Annotated in this window: 15 protein-coding genes; 12 read left to right on the top strand and 3 right to left on the bottom strand. The window is 65.6% G+C overall.

The genetic code is table 11. The annotated features are described in order from the left end of the window. The 4 genes from RMO81_RS03950 to RMO81_RS03935 all read left to right on the top strand — a co-directional run. Positions 1-820: TolC family protein (locus tag RMO81_RS03950; protein WP_310474442.1), on the top strand; the 820-nt coding region annotated here is incomplete at its 5' end. After that, positions 820-1947: an HlyD family efflux transporter periplasmic adaptor subunit gene (locus tag RMO81_RS03945; protein WP_310474441.1), complete on the top strand. Its 1128-nt coding sequence runs from the start codon at positions 820-822 to the stop codon at positions 1945-1947. The genes RMO81_RS03950 and RMO81_RS03945, both read left to right, overlap by 1 nt. Beyond that, entirely contained in the window at positions 1944-3473 is a 1530-nt protein-coding gene (locus RMO81_RS03940; RefSeq protein WP_310474440.1) for a DHA2 family efflux MFS transporter permease subunit, read from the top strand. Before RMO81_RS03945 ends, RMO81_RS03940 begins: the two co-directional genes overlap by 4 nt. Before the next feature lie 64 nt (positions 3474-3537). After that, positions 3538-4368 (top strand): TauD/TfdA family dioxygenase, encoded by an 831-nt coding sequence (locus RMO81_RS03935; RefSeq protein ID WP_310474439.1) that lies wholly within the window; start codon positions 3538-3540, stop codon positions 4366-4368. Positions 4369-4374: 6 nt separating this feature from the next. Here the strand turns inward: RMO81_RS03935 and RMO81_RS03930 are convergent, their stop codons facing one another. Continuing rightward, positions 4375-5223 carry an SDR family NAD(P)-dependent oxidoreductase gene (locus RMO81_RS03930; protein WP_310474438.1) on the bottom strand — a complete coding sequence of 283 codons (849 nt, stop codon included), beginning with the start codon at positions 5221-5223 and terminating at the stop codon, positions 4375-4377. Between the two features lie 139 nt (positions 5224-5362). Here RMO81_RS03930 and RMO81_RS03925 point away from each other — a divergent pair, with 139 nt between their 5' ends. The 8 genes from RMO81_RS03925 to RMO81_RS03890 all read left to right on the top strand — a co-directional run bounded on the left by RMO81_RS03925 (position 5363) and on the right by RMO81_RS03890 (position 10735). Beyond that, positions 5363-5587 carry an AbrB/MazE/SpoVT family DNA-binding domain-containing protein gene (locus RMO81_RS03925; protein WP_310474437.1) on the top strand — a complete coding sequence of 75 codons (225 nt, stop codon included), beginning with the start codon at positions 5363-5365 and terminating at the stop codon, positions 5585-5587. A 6-nt stretch (positions 5588-5593) separates the two neighbouring features. Further along, entirely contained in the window at positions 5594-5977 is a 384-nt protein-coding gene (locus tag RMO81_RS03920) for a type II toxin-antitoxin system death-on-curing family toxin (protein ID WP_310474436.1), read from the top strand. A 12-nt stretch (positions 5978-5989) separates the two neighbouring features. After that, complete coding sequence (locus RMO81_RS03915) at positions 5990-6856, top strand: pirin family protein (RefSeq protein ID WP_310474435.1); 867 nt, start codon at positions 5990-5992, stop codon at positions 6854-6856. Positions 6857-6888: 32 nt separating this feature from the next. After that, positions 6889-7308: a TIGR01244 family sulfur transferase gene (locus RMO81_RS03910; protein WP_310474443.1), complete on the top strand. Its 420-nt coding sequence runs from the start codon at positions 6889-6891 to the stop codon at positions 7306-7308. Next, complete coding sequence (locus RMO81_RS03905) at positions 7308-7691, top strand: hypothetical protein (protein ID WP_310474434.1); 384 nt, start codon at positions 7308-7310, stop codon at positions 7689-7691. The genes RMO81_RS03910 and RMO81_RS03905 overlap by 1 nt, the downstream gene beginning before the upstream one ends. 2 nt (positions 7692-7693) lie before the next feature. Further along, positions 7694-8617: a sterol desaturase family protein gene (locus tag RMO81_RS03900; RefSeq protein WP_310474433.1), complete on the top strand. Its 924-nt coding sequence runs from the start codon at positions 7694-7696 to the stop codon at positions 8615-8617. 220 nt (positions 8618-8837) lie between these two features. Next, the gene (locus tag RMO81_RS03895; protein ID WP_310474432.1) at positions 8838-9488 is read left to right on the top strand and encodes a PEPxxWA-CTERM sorting domain-containing protein; all 651 of its coding nucleotides are present in this window, start codon (positions 8838-8840) and stop codon (positions 9486-9488) included. 35 nt (positions 9489-9523) lie between these two features. Next, positions 9524-10735 carry a hypothetical protein gene (locus RMO81_RS03890; protein ID WP_310474431.1) on the top strand — a complete coding sequence of 404 codons (1212 nt, stop codon included), beginning with the start codon at positions 9524-9526 and terminating at the stop codon, positions 10733-10735. A gap of 11 nt (positions 10736-10746) precedes the next feature. Here RMO81_RS03890 and RMO81_RS03885 read toward each other — a convergent pair whose 3' ends face one another. Continuing rightward, positions 10747-11553 (bottom strand): FkbM family methyltransferase, encoded by an 807-nt coding sequence (locus RMO81_RS03885; protein ID WP_310474430.1) that lies wholly within the window; start codon positions 11551-11553, stop codon positions 10747-10749. A gap of 50 nt (positions 11554-11603) precedes the next feature. Then, a complete protein-coding gene (locus RMO81_RS03880) occupies positions 11604-13238 on the bottom strand; it encodes a DEAD/DEAH box helicase (RefSeq protein WP_310474429.1) in 1635 nt (544 codons plus the stop codon). Between the last annotated feature and the right edge of the window lie 170 nt (positions 13239-13408).

The raw sequence follows: 13408 nt of genomic DNA, 5'->3' as shown, positions 1-13408 counted from the left end.
CCGCCGCCAGACGCTGGACCTTACCGCCAATCGTGTTGCAGCCGGGCTGGACAATGATGGCGCCCGGGCCCAGGCCGCGACCCGGCTGGCGTTGGCGCTGGCCGATCTATCGGTCGCTGGCCAGCAGGTGCGCGTGGCGCGAAATCGCCTGGCGCTGCTGCTGGGTGCAGGGCCTGATCGCGGCCTGAACCTTGCCGCGCCGGCCATCAAGCCGCTGCCGCCCGGCCTGCCGGAAAATGCCGCCATCGCGCTGGTGGCGCGCCGGCCCGATATCGTGGCGGCGCGGCTGCGAGCCGAAGCCGCTGGCGCTCGTGATGTGGCGGCTGGCCGCGCCTTCCTGCCCAATTTGTCGCTCAACGCCACCGTTGGCCAGCAAAGCCTTGGTTTTGGCAATCTGTTCAATGGCGGCAGCTTTTACACGCAGTTTGGCCCAGCCTTGAGCTTGCCCATCTTCGATGGCGGCCGCCGCGCTGCGGATGCCCGCGGTGCCCGATCGGCGCTGGCAGTGGCTGCGGCCGCGCATGATGCAGCACTGCTGCGCGCCCTGAACGAAGTGGCTGATGCGGCCAGCGCGGTGACGGCGCTGGGCGAGCAAAGCCAGGCCGCAGCCGTTGCGCTGGCCGAAGCCGAACAGGCCCGCAAGGTGGCGGCGCTGCGCTATGATGCCGGCCTGTCCAACCAGTTGCTGGTGCTGACCGCTGATGATGCGGTGGTGACCGCGCGGCGGGCGCTGGCCGACGTGAACGGATTTCGTCTTGCCGCCGACGTGGCGCTGGTGCGCGCGCTGGGCGGCGGATTTCGCGAACAGGAGGCCAAGTGATGGCTGATATGAACCCGGCGCTGGCAATCGTGGACAGCGCCAACCCCAAGCGTGGCCGCGCCCTGCGGCTGCTGGCTGGCGTGGTGGTGATCGCGGCGCTGGTGGCAACGGCATGGTGGGCGTTGTTCCAACGCGGGCGCGTGGAAACCGACAATGCCTATGTGGGCGGCGAAACCGCGCTGGTGACACCGCAATTGCCCGGCACCGTGACCGAGGTGATGGTGGGCGGCACCCAGGCTGTAAACGCTGGCGATGTGCTGGTGGTGCTGGATGATGCCGATGCCCGCATTGCCGTGGCGCAGGCCGAAGCGGCGCTGGCACAGGCGCGGCAGCGTTACGGTCAGGCTGGTGCGCTGGCCGAAGCCGCCACCGCCCGCGCTGCCGGGCGCACCGCCGATATCGCCGCCGCGCGCAGCCGCCTGACAGAGGCCGAGGCGATGCTGGCGCGGGTGAAAGCCGAATTTGATCGCCGCCAGACCCTGGCCGGCAGCGGCGCTGTTTCGAACGAGGAACTGGGCGCGGCCCGTGCCGCGCTGGCGGCCGCCGTTGCCACCCGCGATGCGGCGCGAACCGCCGTCGCTTCGGCGCAGGATACGGCGCGATCCGCCGCTGGCGATGCCGCGGCTGCAGCAGCATTGGTGCGCGGCACCACGATCAGCACGGCGCCTGATATTCGCGCTGCCGAAGCGACGCTGGCCCGCGCTCGGCTCGATCTTGATCGCACCGTGATCAAGGCGCCCGTCGCCGGCATTGTTACCAACCGCAACGTGCAGGTTGGCCAGCGCGTGGCTGGCGGTGCGCCGTTGATGACACTGGTGCCCACCGCCGGCCTGTTCGTGGATGCCAATTTCAAGGAAAGCCAGCTGGAGCGCATCCGCGTCGGCCAGACGGTTGAGCTGACGTCGGACCTGTATGGCGGCAACGTCCGCTACACCGGCAAGGTGGTCGGCCTTGCGGGCGGCACGGGTGCGGCCTTTTCGTTGATCCCGGCGCAGAATGCCACCGGCAACTGGGTGAAGGTGGTGCAGCGGCTGCCGGTGCGGATTGCGCTGGATGAAGCCGAAGTGAAAGCCAATCCGCTGCGCGTCGGCCTGTCGATGACGGCAGTCGTGGACACGCGAGAATGACCGCAGCCGCCATCCCGGAGCCGCTGACAGGCGCGCGCCTGTGGATGACGGCCATGGCATTGGCGCTGGCCAATTTCGTTGTGGTGCTGGATATCACCATCGCCAACGTTTCGATCCCCAGCATTGCCGGCAGTCTGGCGGTGGCCCCCACGCAAGGCACCTGGGTGGTGACCAGCTATTCGGTGGCGGAAGCCATTTCGGTGCCGCTGTCGGGCTGGCTGGCCATGCGCTTTGGCGTGGTGCGCTGGTTCGGCATTTCGTTGTTCGGCTTTGGCCTGTTTTCCCTGTTCTGCGGCCTGTCGCAAAGCCTGGAAGCGCTGGTGTTGTTCCGCATCGCCCAAGGCTTTGCCGGCGGCCCGATCATGCCGTTGAGCCAGGCCTTGTTGCAGCAGATTTTCCCAAAGGAAAAGCAAGGCGCCGCCATTGGCTTGTGGGCTGCCACCACGATGGCCGCGCCCATCCTTGGCCCGATCCTGGGCGGCCTGATTTCCGACAATGTCAGCTGGCACTGGATCTTCTTCATCAACCTGCCGGTGGTGGCGATCTGCCTGTTTGTCGTGTGGCAACGGCTGCGGGTGTTTGAAACGCCGCTGCAGCGCCAGCCCATCGATATCATCGGGTTCCTGTTGCTGGTGATCGGCATCGGCAGCTTTCAGATCATGCTCGACACCGGCCGCGAACAGGATTGGTTCGGTTCAACTCAAATTGTCGTGCTGGCCATCGTTTCGGCAATCAGCATCGCGGCCTTCATCATCTGGGAACTGACCGACGATCACCCGATTGTCGATCTCAGGATCTTCCGGCACCGGGGTTTTGCCGCTGCCACAGCGGTGATCAGTATCGGCTTTGGCAGCTTCTTTGCCACCGTGGTGCTCACGCCGCTCTGGCTGCAATCGGTGTTCGGCTATTCCGCCACGCAGGCCGGCTATACCGTGGCCTGGATCGGCGTGTTTTCCGTGCTGGTTGCGCCTGTGGCCGGGATGCTGCTCACCCGGGTCGATCCGCGGCTTACGGTCACCTTCGGCGTTGCCTGGCTGGGCTTGATGGCCCTGATGCGCACCTCGTGGTCCACCGACAGCAGCTATGCCGATCTGGTGTGGCCACATCTGCTGACCGGGCTGGGCATGCCGTTCTTCTTCATCGGGCTGACCAGCCTGGCCATGGCCAGCGTCAAGCCGGAAGAAAGCGTATCGGCCGCTGGCATCATGAACTTCTGCCGAACATTGTGCGGGGCGATCGGCGCGGCCGTTGCCACCAGCCAGTGGGATGTGGAATCGCGCCAGGTGCGCGCCGACATGGCCGATGGCATGAACGGTGTGGATGCGGCCATGGCCCGGCTGCAGGGCGCCGGCCTGAGCCTGGAACAGGCCCGCGCCAGCATCGAACGGCTGCTGGACGTGCAGGCCGCCACGCTGGCAAACCTGCACATCTATTCCGGCACCGCGCTGCTGTTCTTCTTTGCCGCCGCGCTGGTGTGGCTGATCCCCAAAGTCACCATCACCGGCCCGATGGGCGGCGGGCATTGACCTGACCTCCCTTGCCCTGCCAGCATGATGACAAAGCACGTTGGCAAAGCAGGGGGAGGGGACAATGCACGTCGAACCAAGTGGCCAGGCCTGCGGGGCCATGGTGACCGGCATCGATCTGGCCGGGCCGCTCAGTTCGGCGCAGATGGCCGCCATCCGCGCCGCCTGGTTGCAGCATCATGTGCTGTCCTTTCCCGACCAGCGCCTTTCAGATGATGATCTGGAACGCTTCACCATCGCCATGGGCGGTTTTGGCGATGATCCGTTCATTGCGCCCATTGCCGGTCGCCGGCACATCATCGCCGTCGCCCGCGCCGCCGATGAAACGGCACCGATCTTTGCCGAAAACTGGCACACGGATTGGAGCTTTCAGGCCCGCCCGCCGGCCGGCACCTGCCTTTATGGCATCACCATCCCGGCGCAAGGCGGCGATACGTTGTTTGCCAATCAACACCTGGCATTGGATGCGATGCCTGCCGAGATGCGCGCCCGGCTGGACGGGCGACAAGCCATCCATTCCGCACAAAAGGCCTATGCCCCTGATGGCTTTTATGGTGCCGGCGACAAGGGTCGCACCATGGACATCCGCCCATCGGAAACCGCGCGGTCGACGCAGCTGCACCCCTTTATCCGTCGCCATCCCGAAACGGGGCGCGAAGGCCTGTTCGGCTGCCTGGGCTATATCATCGGTTTTGAGGGCATGAGCGACGAAGCGGCGCTGCCGCTGCTGGTCGAACTCTACCACTGGCAGGGGCAGGAGCAGTTCCACTATCGCCACCGCTGGCAGCCCAACATGCTGGTGATGTGGGACAATCGTTCGGTGTTGCACGCGGCCACTGGCGGATACCAGGGCCACGCGCGGTTGCTGCACCGAACGACGATTGCAGCGGCCTGAAACGGATCAATGGCGCGGCGTGCGCCCCCTGATCTTGTCAAAACCCGCCTTGATGGCGGCAAAGCGCAGATCGACGCCGGGTTCGAACTGATTGTCGGTGAAGATATAGGGCCAATCGCCATCGATGCCTTCCACCACCAATTCACCCACATACAGCGGATCGATGCCATTCTGGATGGCCTGCGCGGCCATGGCCGCAAATTCATTGGGCAGCCCCGTGGGATCGGTCAGTACCACCTTGCCCGCCAACCGTTCCGGCAGCGCCCGAGCACTTTCCATGATGCGCGTGCGGATGAAGCCTGGGCACAGCACCGATACACCGATGCCCTTGGCCGCCAGCGTCGGCCGCAATCCTTCGGACAGCGCGACAACGCCATATTTGGTGACGTTGTAGCCCGGCGCCACCGCAGCCACGAGCCCGGCCATCGACGCTGTCGAAACAATCTGGCCGCCTTCGCCGTGGCTCTCGATCAGCGGCCCGAAAATCTCGATGCCCCACACCACGCTCATCAGATTGACGCCGATCACCCAATCCCAGCTGGCATCGCTCCACTCGCCATAACCGCCGCCGCCGCCCACGCCGGCATTGTTCACCAGGATATGCACCTTGCCAAAGCGTTCGATGGTGGCATCGGCGGCCTTCTGCAATTCGGCTTTCAACGACACATCGGCGCGAACCCCGGCCACATCGGCATTGGTCGCCGCCAGCCGCGCCACCTGGGCGTCGAGCGCGTCTTGCTCGATATCGGCCATCATCACCTTCACCCCGGCCTGCGCCAGGGCTTCGGCAATGCCCAGCCCGATGCCCGATGCTGCGCCCGTGACAAAGGCCACCTTGCCCGCCAAATTCTTCACACTCTGTCTCCTTTGTGTGGCCAGCATGAACGTTGATCGGGCGCGCTGCCACCTGTCTGAATCAGGCGGGCCTCGCTTGATTCCAATTGGCGGAGCGATGCAGTTCTGTTATAACGCCTGTTATACAAGGAATCGCGCCATGCACCAGCTCAAGATCACCGCCATCGGCAACAGCGCCGGCATCATCCTGCCCAAGGAATTGCTCGCCCGGCTGGGCGTGGAGAAGGGCAGCGTACTCAATGTGGTGGAAACGCCGAATGGCGTCGAGCTCACCGCCTACGATCCGGAATTCGAAGCCCAGATGGAGGCGGCGCGCGAAGTGATGGGCCGTTATCGCAACGCCCTGCGCGAACTGGCCAAGTGACAGGACATGGCCTGGCGCTGGATTTCGGAAGCGCTGGTGCGCGCCGTGCATGGCGAGCAGCTGGCGCAGCACGGGGGCGCTGCCGGCGTCCGTGATGGCGGGTTGCTGGCTTCGGCGCTGGGCCGGCCACAGAATCTCGCCGCCTATGGCGATCCCGACTGCGCGGCGCTCGCCGCCAGCCTGGCCTGGGGTATTGCCCGCAATCACCCGTTCGTTGATGGCAACAAGCGCAGTGCCTTTGTGGCTGGCGCGCTGTTCATGGAATTGAACGGCTTCCGGCTCGTTGCCAGCGAAGCGGATGTCGTGCTGACCTTCTTGGCGCTTGCCGCCGGAGATGTGAGCGAACCCGCATTGGCCGACTGGTTCCGCGCCAACAGCCGCCCCTGCTGACGGAGAACTGCAATGTCGATTGTCGAAACCATCCCCGGCCGCACCCGCGATTTGGGCGGCTTCTCCGTCGCCCGCGTGCTGCCGTTTCCCGGTCGGCGCAGCAGCCAGAGCTCTTTGGGCCCGTTCGTGTTCTTCGACGAAATGGGCCCAGCCGATTTCCCGCCCGGTGCCGGCATCGACGTGCGCCCCCACCCGCATATCGGGCTGGCCACCATCACCTGGCTGTTTCACGGCGCGCTGGGCCATGCCGACAGCCTGGGCACGGTAATGGATATCCACCCCGGCGCGGTCAACTGGATGACCGCCGGGCACGGCATCGTCCATTCCGAGCGCACGCCGCCGGCCCAGCGTGCTGCCGGCCATCACATGCACGGCATCCAGGCCTGGGTGGCACTGCCGGTGGCGGCGGCAGAATGCGATCCGGCCTTCGATCACTTCCCTGCCGATTCCATGCCCCACCACGTGGCAGACGGGGTGGAGGCCGTCGTCATCGCCGGCAGCCTGTGGGGCCTCACTTCACCCGTGCGCTTCCCGCACCCGATCATCTATGCCGAATTGCGGATGCAGGCGGGTGCCCGGCTGGCGCTGTCGGCGCAGTGGGGCGAACGCGGCGTTTACCTGGTGTCCGGCGCTGCCGCGGTTGATAGCGAAGCGATCGCCCCCGGCGCTTTGGCCGTGATTGGCGACGGCGACGCCGAACTGGTGGCCGAGGCCGACAGCCTGCTGATGCTGCTGGGCGGCGCGCCGTATCCGGAAACCCGCCACATCGAATGGAATTTCGTTTCGCACGATCCGGCGCGCATTGCCCGCGCCGTGGCGGATTGGCGCGCCGGCGCCTTTGCCATGGTGCCGGGCGACCCCGCGTTCATCCCCTATTGAGCCGCGCCGCCGCACCGCCTAGTCTTGCCGGCATGTTCATTCGCATCACCGACAGCGTCTCCGTCGCGCCGCAGATCTCTCCCGAAGATGTGGCGCTTGCCGCCGCGCAGGGTTTTCGCTGCATCGTCAACAACCGGCCCGATGGCGAAAGCCTTGATCAGCCGTCAGGTGCCGAGATCGCGGCAGCGGCGCAGGCGGCGGGCCTGGCCTATGTCGCCATCCCCATCGATCATACCGGCTTCAATCTCGATCAGGTCGAAGCGATGACGGCGGCGCTGGATTCGGGCCCGGTGCTGGCCTTTTGCCGATCGGGCACGCGCAGTTGCAATCTGTGGGCGCTGGCGGCGGCCAGGCAGGGCACCGATCCGGCAGCGATCATCGCGGCAGCGGGCGCGGGCGGCTATAATGTTGTCGGGTTGCTGCCGCTGTTCAAGCAACTGGGCGCTGGCTGATGGACCGTATGGGCCTGCTGCTGTTCTCCGTCATCGGCGTGGCCGTGTTGGTGGTGGCCGCGCGGCTGCTGGGCTTTTCCCGCACCCCCCGGGTGCCAAGCGCCGAACTGGCCGCGCGGCTGGCCAGCGATGCGCTGCCAGATTTTGCGCCGGCCGAAACCGCGATCAGCCGCGATGGCAGCGGCGCGCTGGTGGCGGCTCAGGATGGCCGGGTGGCACTGGTGCGGCCGCTGGGCGATCGCTTCGTGGTGCGGCCGCTGAATGCGCCCATCGTCGGCCGGGCGGGATCGGTGCTGCGCGTGCGGCCCGATGAAGCCATGTTCCCCGAAACGTCCCTTGATCTGGGTGAAGCAGCCGCGCTGCACTGGGCCGGCCGGCTGTGACCATGCAGGATCTCATGGCGGTCGATCCGGTCGCCATCGCCATTCCGATGTTCGTCATCGCCATCATCGTCGAACTGGTGGCGGTGCGCATGGGTTGGCGCGGCGATTATGATTGGCGCGACACCGGCACCAGCCTGGCCATGGGCCTGGGCAACACCATCACCGGCGCAGCTCTGGCCGGCAGTGTCACCGGGCTGGCGTTCTGGGCCTGGCAGCACCGCCTGTTCGACATTCCGATCACCTGGTGGAGCTTTGCCCTGTGCTTCATCGCCGATGATCTGGCTTATTATTGGGTACACCGCGCCGGCCACCGTATCCGCTGGGCGTGGGCGGCGCACATCATCCACCATAGCTCGCAGCATTATAATCTTTCGACCGCGCTGCGGCAGACCTGGACCGGGCTGTTCGGCCTGACCTTCCTCATCAAGCTGCCATTGTTCTTCGTCGGTTTCCCGCTCGAACTCGTGGCCTTTTGCGGCGGGCTCAATCTGATCTATCAATTTTGGATTCACACCGAAGTGATCGGCAAAATGCCGCGCTGGTTCGAAGCGGTGATGAACACGCCGTCGCACCACCGGGTCCACCACGGCACCAATCCGCGCTATCTGGATCGCAATTATGCCGGCGTGTTCATCGTGTGGGACAAGCTGTTCGGCACCTTCGAAGCCGAGCGTGCCGATGAACCGCCACGCTATGGCATCATCCGTAATCTGGGCACGTTCAACCCGCTGTGGGTGGCCGTGCACGAATGGGTCGGCATCGCCCGTGATCTGGCACGAGCGCGCAGCCTGAAATCGGCATGGGCGGCAACATTTGGCCCGCCCGGCGCGCTGTCCGATGAAACCGCCGATGCGCTGCGCGCGCGCTGGCAGGCGCAATCGGCGTATCCCGTATCGCCGCCAGCCGCGGCTATTCCCGCCGAATGATCGGTCGAAACCCGCGCCAATCCTGACCCTTCAATCCGCCGGTCGCGGCGTTGCGTGAAAGAGTGTCAGGATTCTTTACAGTGGTGGTTCGGCAAGGTGCCCAACAGGCGGTAATTTCGCGCATTTTCAGTGGTTAATACCGATTAACCAGAGTGGCATGTTCTTTGCAACATTTGTTGTTGCCCCGCTTGGCGGAGGTCCAGAACAGAAAGAGAGCCCCATGTTCCGCAATCTTCTTATCGCCGCCGCTGGCGCGCTCATCACCGCAGCCGGCGCCGCCAATGCAGCCACCGTCACCTTCATTCCGCCGAGCGATCCGACCGGGCAGGTCTTCACGACCAACGCCAACGATGCCTACAGCCAAGGCCGCGGCGTGGTGTTCGTGCCGACCGCCAATTTCAGCCTCGACAGCGTTGGTATTTTTCAGAATCTGACCAACGTCACCCTCAGCTATTCGGTTGAGCTGGCGTCGGCGATCACCGGCAATGTCGGCCCCGGCACCGTCCTGCGTTCGGGCTCGGCGCTGATCAGCACGACCGGCCTGGAATGGATTGATTTCAACTTTGCCAGCCTCAACCTCGCCGCCGGCTCTGCCTATAACGTGGCGTTCTTCTTCAACGGCAACGCCAATCAGAATTTCTTCTACAACCAGAGCGGTGCCGAACCCTACAGCCAGTCTGGCTTCACCAACATCGATGGCTTCCAAGCGTACGGCACCTCGAACACCGTGCTGCCCGGCATCCGCCTCAATGGCTCAGGAACCGCTGTTGTTCCGGAACCGGGCACGTGGCTGATGCTTGTTGCCGGCTTCGGCATTGTCGGTGTTGCGCAGCGCCGCTCGGCCCGTCGCGGCAAGGCCATCGCCGCCTGACGTCGCCACAGCCCGACCATCATCATTCCCGCTGGATGACAAGCCGCCGTCAGCTGCTTGTTGGTGCCGGCGGGGTGGTGGTGGCCGGGCTGGGTACCCGCGCCTGGCAACAGGGGCTGCTGGGCGGGGACAATCCCGCCCTGCACGCCTGGGATGAATGGGCCAGCCAGCGCCAGCAGGGTGCGCTGAAACTGGTGGGCGCCGCCGTGCTGGCCTCCAGTCCGCACAACACCCAGCCCTGGGCCTTTGCCGTGGGTAGATTTGGCGTCGATATCTTCGAAGTGCCGGGCCGCAGCCTTGGGGCGATGGATCCCTTTGGCCGCGAGCGCCTCGCTGGGCTGGGCGGTGCCATCCACAATATGGCGCTGGCCTCGACCGCTTTGGGCCGCGCCGCCCGCGTGCGCCTGTTGCCCGACGCGCAGAATCCGGCCCATGTCGCCCGCCTCATCCTCGGCCCCGACAATAGTGGCCCGCCGCCGCACCCGCTGCTGCCGTTCATCGCCCGCCGCCATACCCACCGCGGCGTTTGGCGCGGCGGGCCGGTGGCCGATGCCAAACTCGCCGCCGTGCAGTCCTTTCCGTCATTCCCCGGTATCAAGCTGGTGCTGTTCGGGGCCAACACGCCAATGGGTCGGCGTTTTGCCGCGCTCACCGATGATGCCACCGTTGCCATCACCAGCGATGCCGCCATGATGGCCGACAGCCACCGCTGGTTCCGGCACAGCCACAGCGACGCCGAGCGCCTGATGGATGGCCTTACGCTTGCCACATCCGGCGTTTCGCCCTGGCTGGCCGCTGCCGGCGCGATGCTGCCGCCGCAGTCGGCTGCTGACGAAGGCAAATATTGGCTGGCGTCCACCCGCGATGCGCACCTGCCCACGGCTTCGGTGTTCGGCCTGATCCTCACCCCGCAGCCGCATGACCGCCGCTCCGCCTTGTTGGTGGGCAGTGCCTGGCAGCGCATTCATCTCAATACCACCGCGGCCGGCCTTGTGGCGCAGCCGCTCAACCAATTGCCCGAAATGATCGACCGCGAAGCGCAGTTGCGGGCCGCGCCCCGCTTTGCCCGTGCCGCCGAAGCCTTGCTTGGCGACACCGTCTGGCGACCAAGCTTTGCCTTTCGTCTCGGCGTGGCTGATGCACCCGCAGGCCCCGCCTTGCGCCGCCCGGTCAGCGCCGTGCTCGGCCCGCCGGCGCGGATGGCCTGGGAAGTGAAGCAGTGGAAGGAAGCTGGCGGGGCCTATTGAGGCCCGCTGCCTCAGGCCCTGACAAACACTTCGTTGTAATGCTTGCGGGTCGGATCGTTGACGCTGGGGGTCAGCCCCTTTTCGGCCAGCCGGGCAAACAGCGTTTCGCGGGTGGTGCCGTGCTGGGCGAGGTTTTCAGGATCGACTTCGACGACCAGCTTGGTCACCTGCGGGTCGCCGAGCAACGGCATCAGCGCTTCGATGACCTGGTTCTCGTGGCCTTCTACGTCGATCTTGATCGTGATGTGCCGGCCCGCGGCGACATTCAGGATCAGATCGGCGACCTGGGCGCTGCCCAGCACCATGATGGCGCTACTGCCGCTTTCGCTGATATGGGCAACCCCGCTATGGCCGGCCGGCCCAGGATCGAAGGCGACGCGGCCGGTGTTGTTGGACACGCCGGCGCAGACGGTGACGACATTGGTGCAATGGTTGGCAGCGAGGTTGCCGGCGAGATCGGCAAAGGTTTTCTGATTAGGCTCAAAGGCGATCACCCGGCCTTGCGGCCCAAGGTGGTCGCTGGCGACCATGGTGAACAGGCCAAGATTGGCGCCGATATCGACGAAGCAATCGCCCGCTTGCATGGCCATGATCTGAGCGTGGACATCGCGATAATCTTCGGCCAGCGTGCCGAGCAGGGCAAAGCGGTTGGTGGCGTCGCGGCTGCGCACCGTCATCTGCGGGCCATAGACCGACGGCAGGCGGCGGCCATCGAGCAAACCCAGCAACGCGCGGATCACGCGGCCTTTGCCCGGATGGCGCGGGGCCTTCACATAGTGCGCAAACCATTCACCCGACACGATAACGCCCTCTGACATGTTGCCGGCAACCTATCAGCGGGCCGGGCAAAGGCAAGCCGTGCGGCCGATCAGCTCTCGCTGCGGATCGGCCGCGACAGGAATCCGGGGACACCTTCGGGGCCAAAGCCGGTGAAGCGCTCGCCATCATCGTCGTTGCCGCGGCGCGGCGGCGGAGCCAGGGCAATGGCACGATAGCTGGCGAGCGGATCACCTGCGGCGGCCTGGCGAACGGCGCGGGGCTTCTCACTGCGCGGCGCACGTTCCGCGCGGGGCGCCGTTTCGGCGCGCGGCGGGCGGGCTTCGCGGGGCGCCGGTGCCTCGGCGGCCGGCTGAACGTCACGCGCTGGCCGTGCGCCGCGCGGTGCACGTTCGTCGCGGCGGCGGCGATCCGATCGCGGTGCTGGTTGGGCCGCATGCGCTGCTACCGGCTCATCAACGGCGGCGACGGCAACTGCTGTTTCGACCGGCGCCTTTTCCCGTCGGGGCCTGCGGGCGCGGCGCCGGTCGCCTGTACCGTCTCCGCTGCGCGGTTCGTCTGTTTCGGCTGTTTCGGCTGCGACTGGCGCTGCGGCCTGCACCGGGGCGGCAGCGCCGCCGGTCCAACGCGGAATCTTCTGCCGGGTCAGCTTTTCGATGTTCGAAAGATTTTCGGCATCTTCCGGCGTGGCAAAACTGATCGCCGTGCCGCTGCGACCGGCGCGGCCGGTGCGGCCGATGCGGTGCACATAATCATCGGGATGCCACGGCATGTCGAAATTGATCACGTGGCTCACGCCCGGCACGTCGAGCCCGCGGGCGGCAACGTCGGAAGCGACGAGGATGGTGATGTCGCCCTGCTTGAAGCGATCAAGCTCGCGGATACGGTCGCTTTGCTCCATGTCGCCGTGAATCTGGCCCACCGGCAGCTTTGCGCGTTTCAGCAGATCGGCCAGATCGCGCACCATGGTCTTCTTGTTGCAGAAGATGATGGCGGTCTTTACGTCGTCCTGGCGCAGAATGGAGCGGACCAGATCCTTCTTGTCGCGAGACGAGGTCTCGACGATCCACTGGGTGATGTTGGTGTTGGTACTGGCCGCCCGCGCAACTTCGATGCTCTTCGGCGCGTCCATGAACTGGTCGGCCAGCTTCTTGATCGGCGGCGGCATGGTGGCCGAAAACAGCAGCGTCTGTCGCGATTTGGGCAGCTTGGAACAGATGGTTTCGATATCGGGGATGAAACCCATGTCGAGCATGCGATCGGCTTCGTCGATCACCAGCATGGCGCAGCCCGACAGCAATATCTTGCCGCGCGCGAACAGATCCATCAGGCGGCCCGGCGTCGCGATCAGCACATCGACGCCCTTTTCCAGCGCGCTGAGCTGATCACCCATCGACACGCCGCCGATCAGCAATGCCATCGAAAGCTTGTGGTTCTTGCCATATTTGTCGAAATTCTCGGCGACCTGCTGGGCGAGTTCGCGGGTCGGTTCGAGGATCAGGCTGCGCGGCATCAAGGCACGGCTGCGGCCTTCGGCAAGGATGTCGATCATCGGCAGCACAAAGCTGGCTGTCTTGCCGGTGCCGGTCTGGGCGATGGCGATGATATCCTTGCCCATCAGCACCGACGGAATGGCCTGGCGCTGGATGGGCGTGGGCGTGTCATAGCCGCTGTCTGCAACGGCGCGCAGCAGGGCATCAGAAAGGCCCAGGTCGGAAAAGCTCATCGTGATCCTGTGAATGGGGGCTGTGTTCAGCCCAGAGTTGCCCTTGGCTGCGGCCATGCGGGGCGGGGCCGCAAAAGTCAATGGCGAGCGCCGCTGAGGCTCCGAAAACCAAGCGGGGGGGGGGGGGGCACGCGCCCCCCCCCGCATAGACCCCGGTGGTTAAGATAAAA

It is taken from the genome of Sandarakinorhabdus sp. (genome assembly GCF_031422795.1).
Taxonomy (GTDB): Bacteria; Pseudomonadota; Alphaproteobacteria; order Sphingomonadales; family Sphingomonadaceae; genus Sandarakinorhabdus.
The sequence above is the reverse complement of the archived record's forward strand: the minus strand, read 5'-3'. Positions and strand labels throughout refer to the sequence as shown.